Raw genomic sequence first — 18440 nt, forward strand, 5'->3', positions numbered from 1 at the left:
GTTCACCCGAGTGGTTGATAGAAGGGAATGTGAAGGTGTGGGACCGAGACTCCCAACAGCATCAATCCGTGCGACAGCGGGATGTATCCGAGGACGAGAAAGGCCGCGCCGAGCGCCCGGTGAAGTGCTGTCCGGCGTCGCGCAGAGACCTGTCCGAGGAGCGTCCCATAGAGGAACAGCGTCGGTATCGTCCCCAGTCCGAGCAGTGCGAGCAACGCTGCTGCGCGAATCGGGTCACCGGTGGCGAACGCATAGAGATAGGCGGGATAGATGATTGGACACGGGAGGAGGCCGTGTATCGCCCCCAGTCCGAGGATTCGTGGGCCACCGACGAGGCGGTCTACATGCGAGGTCGCCCACCCACTCACGCGCCCGAACACGCGTGTCAGTGGTGCTGGTGTGAGTCGGTCGATCGCTGCTGACCGGCCGACGAGATAGCCGACTCCCGTGAGGATGATGGCCGTTCCGACGAGCAGTCCCGTCGTGGCGCGGACGCCGGTTCCGACGGTGGCGAGTGTGTCGAACGCACCGAAGAACACCCCGCCCACGAGTGCGACCAGCGCGCCGATAGCGGCGTAACTCAGTGCTCGGCCGACGTTGAACAGCGCGTGTTGCCGAACGTGGTAGAGCGTGAGTGAGTCCGTGCCTGCTCGGTCGCTCAATCTGTCGGTGTAGACACTCACGAGCGGGCCGCACATTCCCAGACAGTGTGCACCGCCGAGGAGGCCAACGACGAGAAACGCCAGCGCTTCTGGTGGATTTGCCGGGAGGACAGGCGGAGTCAGTCCACCGTTCATCTCACACGGCCTGTTCTTGGTCTGCGTCGTGCTCCGCGTCGTGGTCGTGATTGTGTCCGCCGTCGGTCGGACTCATCAAGAGATAGATAACCGCCGCGATGAGCAGGACGTTGATCGCGGTGACGGCCCCTGCGAGGAGGTTCTTCGTGGCTCCAAAGACGATGACCGGTAAGAGTGCAAGGAGTGCAACCGTTCCAGCACGGCGTGGAGTCAGTTCCATATCGGTTGATACACAGGCACTGTGTTTCGGATTTCGCCTATTCTAACTCGGTGGGAATTGCCTGCGGCTTTGAAGGTGTGTACTTGCTCAAGAGGGTGTATGGCCGTTGATTCGACAGCAGAGGGGAGCGCCGCGTCCCCTGTCTCACGGGCAGCCGGCTCGGGAGACGCTCCGGCTGATGCGGCGTCGAAACATCGTTCTTCAGAACCACCTGTGGATTCTATCGTCGGGACGGCCGACGACGGTATCGTGCGCCAGATAGACCACGACGATTTCGACCCGGTCGGAACGCTCGTGCTCGTTCTCATCTACATGGCTATCCTGCTCTCGATGTGGGTGTTCATGTACTTCATCGAGTTCCTCGGACGGGGTTTGACGGTGGTGGGCTAAGATGGAGATTCACGCCTACGAGAAGCTCTGGCTCGCACTCGCGCTCGTCCTCATCGTTGGCTTCATCGCCACCATCACGTACGGGGCAGCAGGCGCAGGCATCGACATGATAGACGACAAGGGTGGCACTGTCGACCCGGCGAGGCTCGACGAACACCCGAAGTTCAGTGACCCCGGTGTCGAGAAGACTGGCGAGAACCAGTACGACGTTTACGTCGTCGCCCGTCAGTTCGTCTTCGAACCCGGCACGTCCGAACCCATTCGCGTCCCTGCAGGGAGTACGGTCACGTTCCACGTGACTGCGGGGGACGTCATTCACGGATTCGAAGTCGTCGGAACGAACGCGAACACGATGGCAATCCCCGGTCAAGTCGCCGAGTTCACCGTCGAGTTCGGCGAACCCGGTGAATACGGGCTCCTTTGTAACGAATACTGTGGCTCCGGTCACCACGTCATGGAAGGCAAACTCGTCGTCATGGAACAGAGTGAATTCGACAGTTGGTACGAACAGCAACAACAGGAGGGTGAGAACTGATGGCGACCGGTTCAGCGACGAGCCGAACGTTCGTCGATAGATTCCCCAGGGAAGCAGCAATCGTCAGAGCGACGTTCCTCGTCTCGTTCGTCGCCCTCGGAATCGGCGCGTTCTTCGGACTCGTCCAGGCACTGCACCGGACGAACATCCTCCGCGTCATCGACTCTGCAGACTACTACACGATGCTGACCGGACACGGCGTCTTGCTCGCGATCGTGTTCACCATCTTCTTCCTCTGTGGGTTCTTCCACTGGGCAACTGCACGGAGTCTGGATCGCCCTGCCGAGAGCTACCTGTTCTCGTGGGCGTGGTTCGGGCTGATGACCACCGGAACAGTGCTCACCACCATCGCGATTCTCGGTGGGTTCGTCCCGAATCTCGGGATGAGTGCAGACGTGCTGTTCACGTTCTACGCGCCACTGCAAGCACACCCGTTGTTCTACATCGGGCTGGCGATGTTCGTCGTCGGAACGTGGCTTGCGGGCGCTGACTGGTTCATGTCCTACCGTGCGTGGCGGCAAAACCACGCTGGTGAACGCATCCCGCTGCAGACGTTCATGGTTCTGACGACCATGATTATGTGGTACGTCTCGACTGTCGGCATCGCCATCTCGGTGGTGTTCTTCCTCATTCCGTGGTCGCTCGGGCTCATCCCGAGTGTCAACCCGCTTCTCACCAGAACGCTGTTCTGGTACTTCGGCCACCCTATCGTCTACTTCTGGCTGATGCCGGCGTACATGATGTGGTACACCATCCTCCCGAAACTCTCGGGTGGTCGTCTCTTTAGCGACCCGCTCGCACGCGTCGTGTTCTTGCTGTTCCTCTTACTCTCGACGCCAGTCGGGATTCACCACCAGTACCTCGACCCCGGTATCGCGGAGGGCTTCAAGTTCATCGCGATGACGAACACGATGTTCCTGCTCCTTCCGTCGTTGCTGACGGCGTTCACCGCAGTCGCCAGTATGGAACACGGTGCACGACAGCGCGGCGGCGAAGGCTACCTCCGATGGCTCGGCGCGCTCCCGTGGCGTGACCCCGCCTTCACCGGCATGGCGTTCGCGGGGATTCTGTTCGCCGCCGGTGGGTTCTCCGGCATGATCAACGCCGGGATGAACATCAACTACCTCATCCACAACACGCTGTGGGTTCCCGGGCACTTCCACCTCACCGTCGGGACTGCTGTCGCCCTGACGATGATGGCGGGGTCGTACTGGCTGGTCCCGCAACTCACGGGGACGAAACTCTACAGTCGGCCTATCGGACTCTTGCAGGTCGTTATGTGGTTCGTCGGCATGGTCTTCATGTCGAACGCGATGCACCGTGCTGGCCTCGCCGGCATCCCACGCCGTACTGCAGAACCGCAGTACCAGAACTTCGAGTTCCTGACGCCGATTGGGAGTATCTTCGAACTTCGCGTGCAGATTGCCCTCGGTGGGACGCTTCTGTTCCTGTCGGTGGTGCTGTTCCTGTTCAACATGCTCCTGACCGCGTTCGGCGAGGAGTCCGACCGCCCGGTCGACGAGTACCTCCCAGAACCGCTTTCGGGCCCCGAAGGCAGTCCGCGCATCCTCGACAACCTGACGATGTGGACCGGAATCGCGGTGCTCCTCGTCATCCTCGCGTACACGTTGCCGGTGGCGGCTATCATCCAAAACGGCGGCGGCCTCTTCGGTGGTGGTCTCCCCGTTCCGGCCACCATCTCCGCAGGTCTTGACCTCACGGCGATGGTGCTGACTGACGCTGTCAACACGCTCGTGGGGGTCATTGCATGAGACTCACCAAGGCGACGTCGCTCATCATCATCGCCATCAGCGTCCCGATAGCAATCGAACTGCGGACGATTGCAGGATTCTTCAACATCGAACTGCCGCTGATTGCAGTGGCAGTCATCGAGTTCCTCTTCCTCGCCCTCATGTTCGTCCTGTACGGACTGTACGGCGAGAACTCCGAGTCGGCGTCGTAATCACGTCGCTGACGCGACTCACCACGTTCGCCTCGAATCGTTCAGCGCCATCATTTTTGGCAGACGGCCATGCACGACAGCTCGTCGTGACTCACAGAATCACTTATGAAAGGGCGTTAAATTTGGGCAGCGAACTCGACTGTTCCCGGTGATTGGGAACCACTCTGCCTCTATATTGAATTACAGGCTGTAGGAGTAGGTGAGCATGAAACTCGACCTGATGAAAGCGGGAATTGGCCTTGCAGTCGTCATCGGCATCGTCCTCACGGTCGTCGCCGGCTACGCACTGTTCAGTACAGTCGGTGGCGTCGGCGGCCTGACCGTCGCCCCTGAACTGTTCGTCTCCATCCTGTTCGGTGGACTCCTCGTCCTGTCCGCCGTGGCAGTGCGGAAGACTGTGCCGAAACCACGCACCCGCGTCTAACCCCACCCGTTCGGAGCCGCCATTCTCTCGGAGATATCGACGCCTGTAGCCGTGGCCGACAGCGGTGGTGCCGCGGAAAAGCCATTGCTATTGCACACCAATAGAGTGACATGTATTCGTCTGTCCTCGTTCCGACCGATGGCAGTGCCCGGTCGCTCGCTGCCGCCCGCCGTGGTATCGACATCGCGTCCACGTACGGGGCAGAACTCCACGCTCTCTCGGTTATCGACGCCAGTGACCTCGGTCTGTGGACGACCGCCGATATCCCGGTCGAACGGGTACAGGCGAGTCTTCGAGACGCAGCGGAGAGTGCTGTCGACGAAATCGCTTCACTCGCAAGCGACGAGGATGTCTCTTGTCGAACGGCCGTTCGAATCGGCGTGCCCCATCGAGAGATACTCGATGCAATCGACGAGGACGATATCGACCTCGTCGTGATGGCGACGCACGGTCGAACGGGTCTCGAACACGCGATTTTAGGGAGCACTACAGAACGAGTCGTCCGCCTCTCCCGCGTTCCGGTGATGACCGTTCGAGAGTGAGCGAAGGAACCTCAGTTGGTCAGACCTGTGCACGGAGTCCGTCGCTGAGCGCACGCCGACCATAGATGACGACGCCAACTGCGCCGAACACACCGAGTATCATCGGGACGAGGTCGATGCCACCAAACAGCAGTCTGAGCACGCCCCAGAGCATGAATGCCGCAGATTGGCTGACGTAGTAGGCGAGTGTCGAGTTGAACGGAACGAACCCACCGGAGAGAAAGACGAGACAGAGGAGCGCAACACCGATTGCGTCAGGAGATGTTGCCGAAATCCACCCCGAAACGACCGCGTAGACGACGAACGCGACGAACACGACGCCGATGGCGAGTCTGAACGGGGCGATTTCGTCGAAGAGCGACGTGGCAGATGAGATGTCACTCGTGGCACCAGCTGCGTCGTCTGCACCGTCTGCCGGGTCATCGAACTGAGAAGGCACAGCGGAGGTATTGGGCGCGTAATGTCAAAACAGTAGTTATTCGATGGGGATTTGACTGCCGCCGTCTCGACCGTTCCCGTTGACTGACGGACGTTCGTCGAGTTCGACGACGAGTGTCATCGGCTCGCCGTCGCGGAGGACGTCGATTGCGACGGGTTCGCCGGGTCGAGTCTCGGTGATGAGATAGCGCATCAGTTCTTCGTGTGCGCGAACCTCGTTGCCTTCGATAGCGACGATAACGTCGCCGCCGACGGGGATCTCCCAGCCGCCGAGTTCTGTCTTCTCGTAACACCCACGCAGGAGTTCGGACCCGCTGTCTGCGGCCGCCGACCCGACGACGAGGACGCCACGAGGGGCATCGAGACCGTTCGCTTCGGCGATAGACGGCGTCACGTCGAGGGTGCGCGTCCGGAGATACGAGTGGCGGTAGAAGCCATCGGTCACGAGGTCTGGGAGGATGCGATTAGCGATGACCGGTGAGACGGCGAATCCGATGTTGTCTCCCTGTTTCGCACGGTTGACGCCGACGACTTCGTACGGGGGGCCATCACTGTCGTCTCTGAACCCGACGAGTGGCCCGCCCGAGTTTCCGGGGTTGATGGGGGCGTCCGTCTGGACGACATCTGGGATGGCGAATCCGTTCGAGGTGTGAAGCGATCGGTTCGCCCCGGAGACGATGCCTGCCGAGATGGACCCTTCGAGGCCGAGCGGGTTGCCGAGTGCGGCGACGGGCCGGCCGGGTGACGGGTTTTCGGTCGCCAGTCGGAGTGCGACGGCGTCTGCGGGCAAGTCGTCGACGGCGACGACGGCGAGGTCGGTGTACACGTCTGAACCGACGACTTTGCCGACGCGCCACGACCCGTCGGCAAACCGGAGTTCGACGCGGTTCGACTTGGTCTCGTCAGCGAGCCGAGAGACGTGTTCGTTCGTCACGAGGTGCTGGTCGTCGTAGACGAACGCGCTTCCGGCACCGCCCGGCCGGCGACGCCCGCCGACGTAGACGGAGACGACGGATGGAATAACGTCGCGGTACAGTCCTTCGAAATCGGAGTGAGTGGACATGGTAGTGCGACAGCGAGACAGCACACGCCATCTGCTGTCACTTACCTCAGGTTAGTGCCGAGACGATTTGAGCATGTCGCGTGATGACATCCACCAAGGAAATCTCACGAATAGTTGGCAGAGGTACCCCATTTTATTAACTTCTGTAGTAAATGTTGGTCCAACGATGGTCACTCTCGACGTACACGAGAACATGCAGCGAATCGCCGATAGCGGCGTCGTCGCAGTGATGCGAGGCGCAGACGCCGATACCATCATCGACGTGGCCGACGCGTTGAAAGAGGGCGGCGTCACCGCCTACGAGATAACGGCCGACAATCCCGACGCGATGGAGCTCATCAGCGAGGTTTCAGCGTCGTTTTCGGACGACGAAGCAATCGTCGGCGCGGGGACGGTCCTCGACGCGCCGACGGCGAACGCGGCCATTCAGGCCGGTGCCGAGTTCGTCGTCGGACCGAACTTCGACGAGAGCGTCGTCGAGACGTGTAACCGATACGGGACGCTCGTCGCACCGGGTATCATGACGCCGACAGAGGCCGTCGACGCCTATTCGGCGGGCGCGGACCTCGTGAAAGTCTTCCCGGCGTCGTCACTCGGTCCGGGGCACCTCAAGAGCATGAAAGGGCCACTTCCACAGATTCCGATGATGCCGACTGGCGGCGTCGGACTCGACAACGCCGCAGACTACATCGAAGCGGGTGCTGTCGTCGTCGGCGCGGGTGGTGCACTCATGGACGACGAAGCCATCGCCAACGGCGACTTCGAGACCATCACCGAGACGGCACGCGAGTTCTCGCAGATTATCGACGACGCTCGGCAGGACTGAACCGGGTGACTCGGTTACTCACCGAAGCGACCCGGTTGTACGCAGAAGCGATTTGCTTTTTCACCGAAGCGACCCGGTTGTACGCAGAAGCGATTTGCTTTTTCACCGAAGCGACCGGACTCGTCTCTCGAATTTCTCTGGAACCCGCTCTGCGACCCGCTCCGGGTCCGACTCACCATTGACCGCGACGAGGTAGGTTGCACCATCCTCGTCGCCGTAAGCGTGCTGAAAGTCGTAGACGAAGCCCCAACAGTCGGTCGATTCGGGGATTTCGTCGCTCTCGACGAGGAACTCGACTTGCCGGACGACGGCGTACTCGACGAGTCGATTGACCGCGTCGCCCGTCGGGGTGTCCTCGTCGAACAGTCCCAGTTCACGCGCTTCTTCGACCAGTGGGACGAGACGCGAGACGGCCGCTTCGACCGCCACCGGGAACTCTTTCGCTCCGTCAGCGACGACGGATTCGTAGGCTGCCGTGACTCCGCCGCATCCCGTGTGTCCGAGAATGACGATGTCCGAGACACCGAGTTCGGCGACTGCATAGCCAACGACGTCGTTGACGACGAGTGAGCCATCGATTTCGGTCCACGCCTGATTGGCGATGTTGACCGATTTGAAGAGCGTCCCCGCCTCGTCGGTATTCCAGAGTGCACCGACCGGAACGCGAGAATCCGAGCAGCCGACAGAGACGACCGGGGGTTCTTGCACGTCTCGAACCCCCGTGAAGTGGTCTGCGTCGAGGTGCTCGACGTAGTACTCGTTTCCAGTCAAGAGCGATTCCAGTACCGAATTCGACATTGCAGTGAACTCTCGCTCTTCAGAGGTAAATACTGGGGGAAGGGACGAAAAATCACCACTGGGGCTCACTACCGAACGGGAGACAGACCGCCCATCCAGTCAGTCGTCGGCCGCCATCTGCGGTGCGAGCGGCTTGTCTGCCGTTTTTGCTTCTGGTTCCGTTTCTTGTTCCGGTTCAGGTTCACCGGGGGCGTCGCGGCCGTCCTGCGTCACGTCGGTCGTCCACGTCAGGTCCCCGTCGTACTGATACGACGTATCGTTCTGCGTGGGGTCGACGACGGTCAGCGAGAGCCAACCGTTGTCCAGCAGTTCCGTGACGACAGGGTTCTCTGCGAGGACGGCAGTCATCCGTTCGACCGGGGCGTGAATCACGACTGAGAGGCGAAGCGGCTGGTGATACGGCTCGTCGTCTGCCGTCATGACCGACTGGAGCGGCAGTCCCGTCATCAGGTCACCGCCGTTGCCCTGATAGACGCCGACGTTTCCGACTGGGTTGTGGGTGACTTTCGACCCGCTGCCGAAGACCGCTGTGTCCACGGTCGAGAAGTAGTACTGCATGTTGATCCACTGGGTGACGACCATCGGTCCGTTCACGATGGCTGCCAGTGCCTCGCCCGATTCGTCGGTCCGCCAGTCGTACGAGTGGAGGAACGAACGGCCGTCGAGGTCGAGACCCTGCGTGAGCGAACGGGGCCCGACGACGAAACCTGCGTTGCCGGCGAGTCCCCACTCGGGCCGCGTTTCAGCCCAGTCTGTGGCACGGCGTTCTGTCTCGCGAGTCCCGGGCGACGACGCACCCATCGATTGGGTCCGCTCTTCGGCCGCCCCGGCGCGAGCAGTTTCGAGGTCGGACTGGAGTTGTTCGACGTCGGTCTCGTGACTCTCCGGGACAGGTTCGGTAAAGAGCGTCACGTCGTCGGTCGTGGTGTTGTGTTCGCCGGCGACGAAGACGGTGTCCGAGGGGATGTCGAATCCGCGGTCACGGAGTTCGGACTTGACGTCGTCGTCGTTGCAGATTGCCGCGAGGACGCGAGCGTTCGGGCCGCCGGCGTTACCGGCACAGGCACCACAGTCGAGACTGGACTCGAACGGATTGTTCGCGGTCTGACTGGCGTGGCCGACGAATGCGACGACGCGGGCGAACTCGTCCCATCCCATCAGTTCGAACGCAGTGGCGGCGTACTCGACTTTCTCCGCCGTGGAGAGTCCGTGTGGCAGGTCGCCGTCGGCGTCCGGGTCGTAGTCGAGTGCTGGCGCACAGAAGTCCTCGGAGGAGGGAATCCGCGCTGAGGTAGCACTGAGGAAATCGTACACCCGCGCCGGAAAGAGCGTCCGTGCAGTGAGTGCGAGGCCGTAGGCACTGCCAGCACTCTCGACGAAGCTGAACACGGTCGCAGCGTTCGACTTGAGCGACTTGAGGACGTTCGCGGCAGCGCGCGTGCTGTTCGCCCACGTGTCGTATCGCTCGTGTTCGTGGTCACATCCCTCGACTGGAGTGTCGGCGACGTAATGCTGGGCGTCGAGAATCGGCGGGCAGGCGTCTATCGTGACCCCGGAGTCGTAGCCCTGGTAGCGCATCGGGATGCCGAAGAAGCCAGCGTAGCCGTAGGTTTCGTAGGCACCCGCGTTCTCGACGTGCCGGCGGATGACCTCCGAGCGCGTGTCGATACAGAAGACGAGCTGTGCATCCGGCCGCCCACCGTCTCCAAGAACGTGTACGGCCTCATCCGGAGCGTGTGCGGCCTCACTGTCTCCGGGTGCGGGCGTCGACTGGTGCTGTTCGGTAATCGCCTCGACGAGTTGGGTGCGATACGTGGCCTCCCACGCGTTCAACCAGAGTTCCGCGAGTGGAACGTCGCCTCTGGACTGTGAGCCCTCTTCGGTACGTACAGATTCCGATTCGGGCGTCGGCGGTTCGAGCGGTGCATCGAAGCAGTCGGTGAGGACCAACCGAACGGCCAGATACTCTGTGAGCGTGATGGGGTACGTCGTCTGCCAGTCCCTGTCACTGGCGGCCCGCTGTTTGATGAATCCGGTCCAGCCCGGAAGCCTGCTGAGGTGGAACTCGAAGAGGTCGGTCAACTCGTCCCGTGGATACGTCGAGATGACCTGTTCGATCGCCTCGGCCGGGTCGTCCGGAAGCACTGCAACTACTTCCCGGTCGGGGAGTGACTGGTCGTAGCGCGCAACAGAACGAAACGCGGCGTAGAACCCACGGTCACGGTTCGGCATCGACCACGAAGCGTGGCCCTCGTCGAGGAAGGCAGCGAGCCACTTCGTCAGAACCGCGTCGACGGTGTCGTGTGGCCCTGATTTTTCGTCCTCGTGAGCGTGCGCTGGTTGCGTCTCCTCGGTCTCCATGCGTGCCAGAAGAGCCGACGGGTCTGCCTCGTATCCGTGTGCACGCAGTTCGTTCCGAAGCGTTTCGGGGTCGATTTGGCCCGTCTCGAGCGCTGCGCGAAACACGTCTGCACTCGGGTAGCCCTGACCGCCAAACAGACGCTCGGCCTCTTGAACGGCCTCGTGGAACGGGCGGTCTTCGAAGCCACTGAGTGGATTGGCCGTCACGAAGGAGTGAAGCGGCCAGACCGACCCGACAGTCGTTGCAGCCTGTTCGATGGTGTCGCGAATGGATTCGTCAGTACTCATTGTACTCCTCTCTGTTCGTCACGATTGTTCCGGGTGCAGGACGGGTCGCGTTCACGAGGGCCACGTAGAGGCGCGTGCTCCGGCGGTAGACGCCACTCTCGATGACGACGTACGTCAGGAGGAACGCCGCGGCGACGGCGACGTGAACGGGTGTCAGTTCGGTGGGGGCGGTGACGAGTGGGACCCCCACGAGGGCGTGCTCGATGACGGTGTACACCGACGCGTACACCGCGATTGCTGGCAGGAACACCAGCGGAACGGCTCCGTAGCGAAGGGACGCAGGCAGGTCAGTGTGGCGCACCATCTCGCATGCGGCGTGCATCGTCGTCAGCACGACGAGTCCTGCGAGTATCAGGCCGCTATCGAATTCCGTTCCCTCGCCGGTCGCGACGGCGAACAGGACGCCACCTGCCAGTGCGGTCAGCACCGTCGCGGCGACACCTGCAACACCGGAGGACTGAGCGGTGTCGCTCTTTTTACCGGGTGCCTTCTGTTCGACGCTGCTCCCCGCGGAGAGGAACTGGTACGCCTTGTAGAATCCGTGCAAGATGAGGTGCGTGATGGCAGCCCCGAAGAATCCGAGTCCCGCTTGGACGAACATGAACCCCATCTGTCCGACCGTCGAACAGCCGAGTTGGCTCTTGATGTCCGTCTGGACGGTCTTCAGCAGCTTTCCGAGGAGGGCACTCGTCGCGCCTACGACCACGATTGCCAGCATGAAGCCGCCGTCGGTAGTGACGACTGGTGCGAACCGGAGTAACAGGATACCTCCTGCGTTGACGAACCCGGCGTGCATCAGTGCCGACGCTGGTGTCGGCGCGGTCATCGACGACAGTAGCCACGTGTGGAACGGGAGCAGTGCGGACTGAATCATCGCCGCCAGCAGGAGGGCCGCAACCGCGACCAGAACGGTCACAGTGGGTGTAATCTCGGCAGCAGCGACACCAGAAATCGTCGTCGCGCCGGTCTGCCACCACAACGCGGCGAAGGAGACAGCCAGCAACGCACTGCTTCCCACGAAGGAGCGACGAGCGTGTGTCGCTGCCGTACGCGCGTGCCGCCAGGAGTCGACGTGACCGATGAGGGTGGCCATCACCAGTCCCATCGTCAGCCACAGCGCCACGAACACGACGAGCGAATCTGTCGCGACGAGCGCCATCACGACGAGCGTGAACGCGAACACGGTGCCGAAGAATCTGTTGAGCGCACTGTCTCCGGCCATGTAGCGCCGTGAGTAGCTGTGGACGATTCCACTGAAGAACGTCACGACGACCCACATCACGACGGTCAGGCCGTCGACCGAGAACACCCCGAGCAGAGACCAACTCTCGGAACTAGAGAGTCGGAGCACGGCCACAACGAGGCTCACAGCCCACATGGACCACACGAGTCGCGTGAGCGCGAGCGGGAGCCGTGGCGACGCAGTCGCCGTCTTCGGAAGCGGTCCGACCCGGTGTGAGTTCGTCTCGTCTGTCATCGTTTGTGGGCTGTGAGCAGTCCGTCAGTCGACCCCTCGCCGTGAGCGGCCAAACACAAACTGTCCTCTTCTCACCCACAACACGAACGTATCCATTATTAAAACCATCTATTCGAACATATTGTTCTCAAAATAGGCCATGAAAGAACATTATAGTATGTGTTACCAAGTACCACAAAATCGGGCAGGAACGTCCTAGACACCCGGGGTTTCTGGGTGTGCGTCGTCGCCACCGCTGTCCGCACCCGCGAGTTCTGTCTCCGTTTCGACGCACGTTTCGTTCGAATTTCTGAACTCACTGAACAGACCGTTCGGACTCAGCCGCAGTGGTGTGAAAAGACGGCGGTCTTCGCGATGGTTCTGCGCTTCGGTCACTCGGGTTGCGAGGGTTTCTCTCTCGTGAACCCACCGAACGGCGTCGTCTTGTGCGTTCGGACGAGCACCTCGTCGGCGACGGTCAGTCCGAGGTCGAGGAGTTCCTGTGCGACTGGTGTGACGTCGTCGTCGTTTTCGCCGACGACCGTGACGAGGAGGTTCTTCTCGCCGGTGACCAGTTCCTGTACGGAGACGACGCCGTCGATAGACAACACGTCCTGTATCATCTCTCCTCGTTTGGGAATCGGTGCGGTACAAAACAGGAGCATCTTGAACGGGAATCCCGACTCCTGGTAGTCGATTGCGGCGTGGTATCCTTTGACGACTCCCTTCTCTTCGAGGCGCTTGATGCGCTTTCGAACGGTACTGTCGGACGTTCCAGACCGTTCTGCGATTTCGGCCGACGACAGATTACGCGCGTCCTCCTGCAGGGCGTGGAGAATCGCGCGGTCCACGTCGTCGATACTGTGGTCAGTCATGGTCGTACGTCTCGATGACGTGAGAAAGATATTTTGCTCCACAGCGTCGGCCACCGACCGTCCGCACTGCTCTCCAAGTCGTGTCTCAAATCTGCTGCCCAGAACGATTTTGCCCGGGAACGTCGCACCATGTGTCTCGTTTCCGAGTCGAAATCCGACGTGGACGAGATGCACGATGCCCTCGCGGACGTTGCTCGTGGCAGTCCTCAGGAGAACGACGCCGACGGAATCTACCAGTTCTTCGCGGACGACCCAGACGGACGCGCCGCCGAGTTTCAGGTGTTCCTCGACTAGCGCTCGGCGCGTTCGTCGTCGCGTCCATTCGTGACGGATTCGCCCCAGATGAACTGGTCAGCGTCGGACCCCGTCTCGCCGCCCGCGGCGTCTTCTTCGCCGCTCGGTTCTTCTTCGTCGTCGGGGCTACCCTCATCGTCGCGCGATTCTCCCTCGTCGGCGTCGACCTGGCTCTCACCGGTTGCACCGTCGCCGTCTTCATCGTCGGCATCGACATCCGGTTCGGGTTCGGCCTCGTCTATCAGTCCAGACGCGATTTGGCCGTCAGGTATCACCGCATCGGTGGTCGAGCTGTCTCGCTCACTCTCGGGCTCTGCCGTCTCGATATCGAGTGCCGCCTGTCGAGTGCGCCGTCGTTCTTCACGACGTGCGGCGAGTGCGTCGCGGAGGCGGTCGTTCAGTTCGTTTCTGAGTTCGGCAGCGTCGTCCGCTTCGATATCGACTGCCGCCGCGTCGCCACCGACGATGGAGAGACTGCCGGCCGTGTCGGCCGTAACCGTCGAAACGCGCCATCGACGCTGGAAGATAGTTCGTGTTTCGATGACCGTTTGAATGCGGTAGTACGGAACGAACCGCATCTCACGCTTCCAGAAGCCGTTTCGTGTGACGAAGTGGTTCTCGGTGAGGGCGCGGCCGCGATGTCTCCACTGGTAGACGCCGGCCACGGCAGCGACGGGAATCAGTCCAAGCGGAAGGAACCACGGGACTCCGCCGAAGAGGGTGTTCGCCCCGTAGAGGCCGGCGACGATGGCCCCTACGCCGAGCAAGTAGCGGACGACGTAGCGGCGACGAATTCGTGATGGAGGCCGTTCGAACGTCGGTTCGGAGACGCCCTCTATCTCTTCGACGAGCGAGCGAACCCGGTCACGACTGGCGAGCGGAATCGCTGCTTCAGACCCGCGCCGACCGCGATTTCCTCCAGCACCGCTGTCCGACCCGGGTGCGTATCCTGCCGTCTCGACGAGGAGTGTCGCATAGCCGAACCGGCGCTTCAGCGGGTTGTCCTCGATGGTGAGCGTCTGCAGTTTGTCGATTGGAATCGACCCGGTGTACTGCTGGATGAGGCCGCGCTCGTACTGAAGTTCGTCACCAACGCGAGTCAGGCGGAACCCGTAGTAGTTCAGGACGGCAGAGACGAACCCGACCGCCCACGAAGCGAGCGCGACGAGGACCGCGAGCGCGACGATACCGAAGATACCCGCGGCGAGACCCCGTGCTGGAACGGGCACGTCCACGAACGAGGCGACGACGGGGAAGAAACTCGTTGCGAAGAGGAAGACGATGCCGGGGAGACGCAGGTCGAACGAGAGCGCACCGACGAGACCGAGTTCACGCGGTGTCAACTCGAAGAGGAGTTCTCGGTCTGGTTCTGGGGCGTCAGGCGAGATGTCTCCGCGTTTCAGGCGGGCGACTTGCTTCTGGATGCGCTGGGCTTCCTCGTAGGTGACGAATCGAAGGCTTCCTTCAGTCTCACCACCGCCTGCGGTTTCGAGGTCAACGGCAGCCAGTCCGAAGAGGCGCTGAGCGACGTTTCGAGAGATATCGACGTTCTGGATGCGCCGATAGGGTATCTCTCGATTCCGACGGGAGAAGACCCCAGACTGAATATCGAGCGTGTCTTCGGTGAGTTCGTATTCGAATCGCTCGTAGTACGCGAACTCGTAGCCAGCGATGGCGAGAACGGCAATCCCACCGAGTGCAACGGCACTGAGTCCCCCGAGAATCCCGCCGAAGGCGGTTCCGCCCGAGAAGGCGATGAACACGAGCGCGAAGGCGATGCTAATGCTGCGCTGTGCCGCCCGGTACGGAACCGAGAGAGGCGAGAGGTGGGTCATACCGCGTCGTCGCCCTCGGCACGGATGGCGAGGTGTTTCAGCCGGTCCTGTAAGTCTTCAGCCCCGTCTGGCGTCAATCCGGGTATCGAAACGTCCGCCCCGCGAGACCCGGCGGTGTAGACGATGGTCGACGCGAGTCCGATGAGACGCTCGAGTGGTCCCCGCGCCGAATCGACGTGCTGGACGCGGACGTACGGGACGACGGTGTACACTTTCGTGAGGACGCCGCGCTGGAGGTACAGCGAGTCGTCGCGAATCTCGTATCCCCACGCACGGTAGCGGAGCAACGCGTAGGGGACGCCGACGACGAGTAAGACGAAACTAATCGCCACGGGGGCGAACGTTGGAATCGGCAGTGGCGTAAACAACACTCCCGCTGCGGCCACCGCCCCGGCGACGAGCGCGAAGATGACTGCGCGAGCGACCCAGAGAAGACGAATACGAGGATGGAGGCGATTCATCGGAACCCCTCCGTGGACGGGAACATACTATAGTTCAGGGGTGGCCTGCAGTAGATAAATATCTGTGGCCGCTCCGGGGTTCGCGTGCGGATTGTAACCGCGTCGCTCTGGAAGTGGTCGACTCCGCGTCGTTCGAAGGAGTCGAAATCGAACGAGTCGAGAATCAGTTCAGCAGGAGTCCTGCGTCGAGAAGGAGCAAGACAGCGACGAGCGCTGCGCCGAGATAAAACGGTGCAGCGTTCTCTGCCGGCGTGCGGACCTTCTTCTGGACGAGGCCGTCTTTCGCCCGACGCTGCCCGATCTCGACGAGTGCGGTCAGAGCCAACCAGAGGACCAGCATCGTGATGACGAGGTGGCCTCGGCCCGACCCGGTCAGCGTCCCGACGGTGTAGCGCGTTCCGGCGAGGTGGCCACCGGTGATGAACATGAGCAGTGCTGCGACGCGCGACCCCATCGTGAGACGAGAGACGATTGATTCGAACGCACTGGCGCGGATTTCTCCTGAACGGGCCGTCGGCAGGACCGAGAGTGCGAAAAAGAGGACGCTCCCCGTCCAGAGTCCACCGACGAGCAAGTGGACAGTTGCCATCACAGTATCGATGAGTGCCATGTCACAGGCCTTCGTTCAGTGGGGCTTGAAGGTTTCACCTTCGCACGGGTTCGCCGACGCAAACGCATTTGTCCTCCGGCCGAGTGTGCCATTTCATGTCAAACGAACTACCGCTGGGTTCCTTTGAGACCTCACGATTCCGACGGGGCTGTCCACCTCGCCCGACGGCTCGAAGATTGCGTTCACGGTGGCCGAATTCGACCCCGATGCTGACGAGCGCGTGGCCTCTCTCTACGTGGTTCCAGCGGATGGGTCTCGCGACCCACACCGACTCACTCGCCTCCCGGGTGCCGCCTCACCGAAGTGGTCACCCGACGGCAATCGACTGGCATTCGTCGCTGCCCGCGACGAAGACGTAACTCGCCGTGTCGGCAACGGTGACGACGACGCAGACGCCGAGGAGGGTGCAGAAGCCGACGAAGATGCCGAGAAGGATTCAGGCACGGGCGAAGATGCCGAGGAGGCTTCAGACCCCGACGCTGAACACGACGAGGACGACGACGCGCCGGGCGACGCCAACGGCGACGAACCGAAGCCGCAGGTGTGGTGTTTCGACCTCGAACTCGGTGGTGACGCGATGCAACTCACCTCGTTCGACGAAGGTGTCTCGGAGTTCGATTGGTCGCCTGCGGGCGACCGACTCGTCGTCTCGGCGCGCGACCCGACCGAGGACGAACAGGAGTACCTCGACCAGCGAAAGGACGGCGGTCCAATCGAGACAGAGCGCCTCCAGCACAAGATAAACAGTATCGGGTGGACGGACACGGTCACGACCTATCTGTTCGTGGTCGACCTCGACACCGGCGAATCAGCACGACTCGACGAGGCTGCGGCAGCGGGAGCGTTTGCGGACCTCGACGGACTCCAACCCGCGTGGGGGCCGAGTGACCGCATCGCGTACGTCACGTCGGACGCGGACGAGCCAGACGACACCATGATTCAGGACGTGTTCGTCATCGACCCCGACGGGTCGAACGCGGAGAAGGTGACGACGGGTGACAGCGCGCTCGATTCCCCCCGGTGGAGTCCCGATGGCACGCGTCTCGCGTTCCAGGCTGGCGACCCCGAAAACTGGTACATCCCACGAGAACTCCGCGTCGCCGAAGTCGAATCCGGTGACGTTCGGTCTGTCTCGACATCGCTGGACCGGACGGTCGCGTGGGGTGTTGCCCCGCACTGGGCCTCGGACGACGAACTCTACACGCTCGTCGGCGACGAAGGGAAGACGCGACTCGTTCGGTTCGACCCGGAGGCGGACGCTCCGGAGCGAGTATTCGACGCGCAGGGAGATTACCGGGGAATTCAGCAACTCCACGTCGCTGGCGGTCACGCGGGGCTGGTCGTCTCCGACCCAGACGCCGGCCGGGACATCTACGGCCTCTCGCTGGCCGACGTCGACGCCGAAGACGAGTCGGACGCCGAATCGTTCGTCCGCCTCTCTGCGCTCAACTCAGAAATCACGGACGCGTACGAGATGCCGCAGGTGCGACGCGTGACCTTCGAGAGCGACGGGTGGGAGATCTCGGGCGTCGTCTACGCGCCCACTGACTTCGACTTCGACGACCCAGACCCACGTCCGACAGTCGTCGCCATCCACGGCGGGCCAATCGTCTACGACGAACCCGAGTTCAGGTTCGACCACCCCGTGTTGACCTCGCGGGGATATCTCGTCTTCCGGCCAAACTATCGCGGCGGCACCTCCTACGGCCGCGAGTTCGCCGAACAGCTTCGAGGCCAGTGGGGAACGGTCGAAGTCGACGACATCGTCGCCGGTGTCACCGACCTCGTCTCACGTGAGTGGACCAACCCGGACCGCGTCTTCGGCTACGGAATCTCCTACGGTGGTATCGCACAGGGCTACCTCGTCACGCAGACAGACCTGTTGACCGCCGCGGTTCCAGAACACGGCATCTACGACCTTCGGTCCGCGTACGGCACCGACGACAACCACCTCTGGACCAAACACGAATACGGCCTTCCGTGGGAGTCCCCCGAAGCTATCGACGCTTCGTCGGCGATTACCGACGCCGGCAACATCGACACGCCGCTTCTCGTCATGGCCGGCGGGCAAGACTGGCGCTGCCCACCGAGTCAGTCCGAACAGCTCTACGTCTCGGCCAAGGCGCAGGGTGTCGACGCGAAACTCGTCGTCTATCCCGACGAACACCACGCGATTAGCACGCCTGAACGGGCGACACACCGTCTCGAGCAGATTATCGAGTGGTACGAACGCCACGACCCGGCCCTCGACAACGACTGAGCCA

Annotated in this window: 20 protein-coding genes; 9 read left to right on the forward strand and 11 right to left on the reverse strand. The window is 62.0% G+C overall.

The annotated features are described in order from the left end of the window. Window positions 1-2 precede the first annotated feature (2 nt). Entirely contained in the window at window positions 3-797 is a 795-nt protein-coding gene (locus ACK3SC_RS05585; RefSeq protein WP_416839128.1) for a sulfite exporter TauE/SafE family protein, read from the reverse strand. A 1-nt stretch (window position 798) separates the two neighbouring features. After that, window positions 799-1017 carry a hypothetical protein gene (locus tag ACK3SC_RS05590; RefSeq protein WP_416839129.1) on the reverse strand — a complete coding sequence of 73 codons (219 nt, stop codon included), beginning with the start codon at window positions 1015-1017 and terminating at the stop codon, window positions 799-801. A gap of 99 nt (window positions 1018-1116) precedes the next feature. On the opposite strand from ACK3SC_RS05590, the gene ACK3SC_RS05595 reads away from it, so the two are divergent. The 6 genes from ACK3SC_RS05595 to ACK3SC_RS05620 all read left to right on the forward strand — a co-directional run bounded on the left by ACK3SC_RS05595 (window position 1117) and on the right by ACK3SC_RS05620 (window position 4871). Continuing rightward, window positions 1117-1407 carry a ba3-type terminal oxidase subunit CbaD gene (locus ACK3SC_RS05595; RefSeq protein WP_416839130.1) on the forward strand — a complete coding sequence of 97 codons (291 nt, stop codon included), beginning with the start codon at window positions 1117-1119 and terminating at the stop codon, window positions 1405-1407. A 1-nt stretch (window position 1408) separates the two neighbouring features. After that, window positions 1409-1942 carry a cytochrome c oxidase subunit II gene (locus tag ACK3SC_RS05600; protein ID WP_416839131.1) on the forward strand — a complete coding sequence of 178 codons (534 nt, stop codon included), beginning with the start codon at window positions 1409-1411 and terminating at the stop codon, window positions 1940-1942. Then, window positions 1942-3714, forward strand: a complete 1773-nt coding sequence (locus tag ACK3SC_RS05605) for a b(o/a)3-type cytochrome-c oxidase subunit 1 (RefSeq protein WP_416839132.1) — start codon at window positions 1942-1944, stop codon at window positions 3712-3714. The genes ACK3SC_RS05600 and ACK3SC_RS05605 overlap by 1 nt, the downstream gene beginning before the upstream one ends. Further along, window positions 3711-3905: a CbaC protein gene (locus ACK3SC_RS05610; RefSeq protein ID WP_416839133.1), complete on the forward strand. Its 195-nt coding sequence runs from the start codon at window positions 3711-3713 to the stop codon at window positions 3903-3905. The genes ACK3SC_RS05605 and ACK3SC_RS05610 overlap by 4 nt, the downstream gene beginning before the upstream one ends. Window positions 3906-4110: 205 nt before the next feature. Then, complete coding sequence (locus ACK3SC_RS05615) at window positions 4111-4329, forward strand: hypothetical protein (protein ID WP_416839946.1); 219 nt, start codon at window positions 4111-4113, stop codon at window positions 4327-4329. Between the two features lie 110 nt (window positions 4330-4439). Then, window positions 4440-4871 carry a universal stress protein gene (locus ACK3SC_RS05620; protein WP_416839134.1) on the forward strand — a complete coding sequence of 144 codons (432 nt, stop codon included), beginning with the start codon at window positions 4440-4442 and terminating at the stop codon, window positions 4869-4871. Between the two features lie 19 nt (window positions 4872-4890). On the opposite strand, the gene ACK3SC_RS05625 is transcribed toward ACK3SC_RS05620, so the two are convergent. Together ACK3SC_RS05625 and ACK3SC_RS05630 are read right to left on the reverse strand one after the other, a co-directional pair. After that, a complete protein-coding gene (locus ACK3SC_RS05625) occupies window positions 4891-5310 on the reverse strand; it encodes a hypothetical protein (protein WP_416839135.1) in 420 nt (139 codons plus the stop codon). A 36-nt stretch (window positions 5311-5346) separates the two neighbouring features. Next, window positions 5347-6372 carry a S1C family serine protease gene (locus ACK3SC_RS05630; RefSeq protein ID WP_416839136.1) on the reverse strand — a complete coding sequence of 342 codons (1026 nt, stop codon included), beginning with the start codon at window positions 6370-6372 and terminating at the stop codon, window positions 5347-5349. 166 nt (window positions 6373-6538) lie between these two features. On the opposite strand from ACK3SC_RS05630, the gene ACK3SC_RS05635 reads away from it, so the two are divergent. Next, a complete protein-coding gene (locus ACK3SC_RS05635) occupies window positions 6539-7198 on the forward strand; it encodes a bifunctional 4-hydroxy-2-oxoglutarate aldolase/2-dehydro-3-deoxy-phosphogluconate aldolase (protein ID WP_416839137.1) in 660 nt (219 codons plus the stop codon). A 102-nt stretch (window positions 7199-7300) separates the two neighbouring features. Here ACK3SC_RS05635 and ACK3SC_RS05640 read toward each other — a convergent pair whose 3' ends face one another. From ACK3SC_RS05640 to ACK3SC_RS05655, 4 genes are all read right to left on the reverse strand, one after another. Continuing rightward, window positions 7301-7996 (reverse strand): carbonic anhydrase, encoded by a 696-nt coding sequence (locus tag ACK3SC_RS05640; protein ID WP_416839138.1) that lies wholly within the window; start codon window positions 7994-7996, stop codon window positions 7301-7303. Window positions 7997-8095: 99 nt separating this feature from the next. Then, window positions 8096-10645 (reverse strand): DUF2309 domain-containing protein, encoded by a 2550-nt coding sequence (locus tag ACK3SC_RS05645; protein ID WP_416839139.1) that lies wholly within the window; start codon window positions 10643-10645, stop codon window positions 8096-8098. Next, window positions 10635-12122 (reverse strand): proton-conducting transporter membrane subunit, encoded by a 1488-nt coding sequence (locus ACK3SC_RS05650; protein WP_416839140.1) that lies wholly within the window; start codon window positions 12120-12122, stop codon window positions 10635-10637. The genes ACK3SC_RS05645 and ACK3SC_RS05650 overlap by 11 nt, the downstream gene beginning before the upstream one ends. Before the next feature lie 371 nt (window positions 12123-12493). After that, window positions 12494-12976 (reverse strand): Lrp/AsnC family transcriptional regulator, encoded by a 483-nt coding sequence (locus ACK3SC_RS05655; RefSeq protein WP_416839141.1) that lies wholly within the window; start codon window positions 12974-12976, stop codon window positions 12494-12496. A 129-nt stretch (window positions 12977-13105) separates the two neighbouring features. Between ACK3SC_RS05655 and ACK3SC_RS05660 the strand changes: the two genes are divergently transcribed. Continuing rightward, a complete protein-coding gene (locus ACK3SC_RS05660) occupies window positions 13106-13270 on the forward strand; it encodes a hypothetical protein (protein WP_416839142.1) in 165 nt (54 codons plus the stop codon). Here the strand turns inward: ACK3SC_RS05660 and ACK3SC_RS05665 are convergent. The 3 genes from ACK3SC_RS05665 to ACK3SC_RS05675 all read right to left on the reverse strand — a co-directional run bounded on the left by ACK3SC_RS05665 (window position 13267) and on the right by ACK3SC_RS05675 (window position 16176). After that, the gene (locus ACK3SC_RS05665; RefSeq protein WP_416839143.1) at window positions 13267-15105 is read right to left on the reverse strand and encodes a PH domain-containing protein; all 1839 of its coding nucleotides are present in this window, start codon (window positions 15103-15105) and stop codon (window positions 13267-13269) included. The genes ACK3SC_RS05660 and ACK3SC_RS05665 overlap by 4 nt on opposite strands. After that, entirely contained in the window at window positions 15102-15566 is a 465-nt protein-coding gene (locus tag ACK3SC_RS05670; RefSeq protein WP_416839144.1) for a PH domain-containing protein, read from the reverse strand. Before ACK3SC_RS05670 ends, ACK3SC_RS05665 begins: the two co-directional genes overlap by 4 nt. A gap of 163 nt (window positions 15567-15729) precedes the next feature. After that, entirely contained in the window at window positions 15730-16176 is a 447-nt protein-coding gene (locus tag ACK3SC_RS05675; RefSeq protein WP_416839145.1) for a transporter, read from the reverse strand. A 187-nt stretch (window positions 16177-16363) separates the two neighbouring features. On the opposite strand from ACK3SC_RS05675, the gene ACK3SC_RS05680 reads away from it, so the two are divergent. Continuing rightward, window positions 16364-18436, forward strand: coding sequence for a prolyl oligopeptidase family serine peptidase (locus ACK3SC_RS05680; protein WP_416839146.1), 2073 nt, complete (start codon window positions 16364-16366; stop codon window positions 18434-18436). Window positions 18437-18440: the final 4 nt, after the last annotated feature.

It is taken from the genome of Haloferax sp. DFSO52 (assembly GCF_048158745.1).
GTDB lineage: Archaea > Halobacteriota > Halobacteria > Halobacteriales > Haloferacaceae > Haloferax.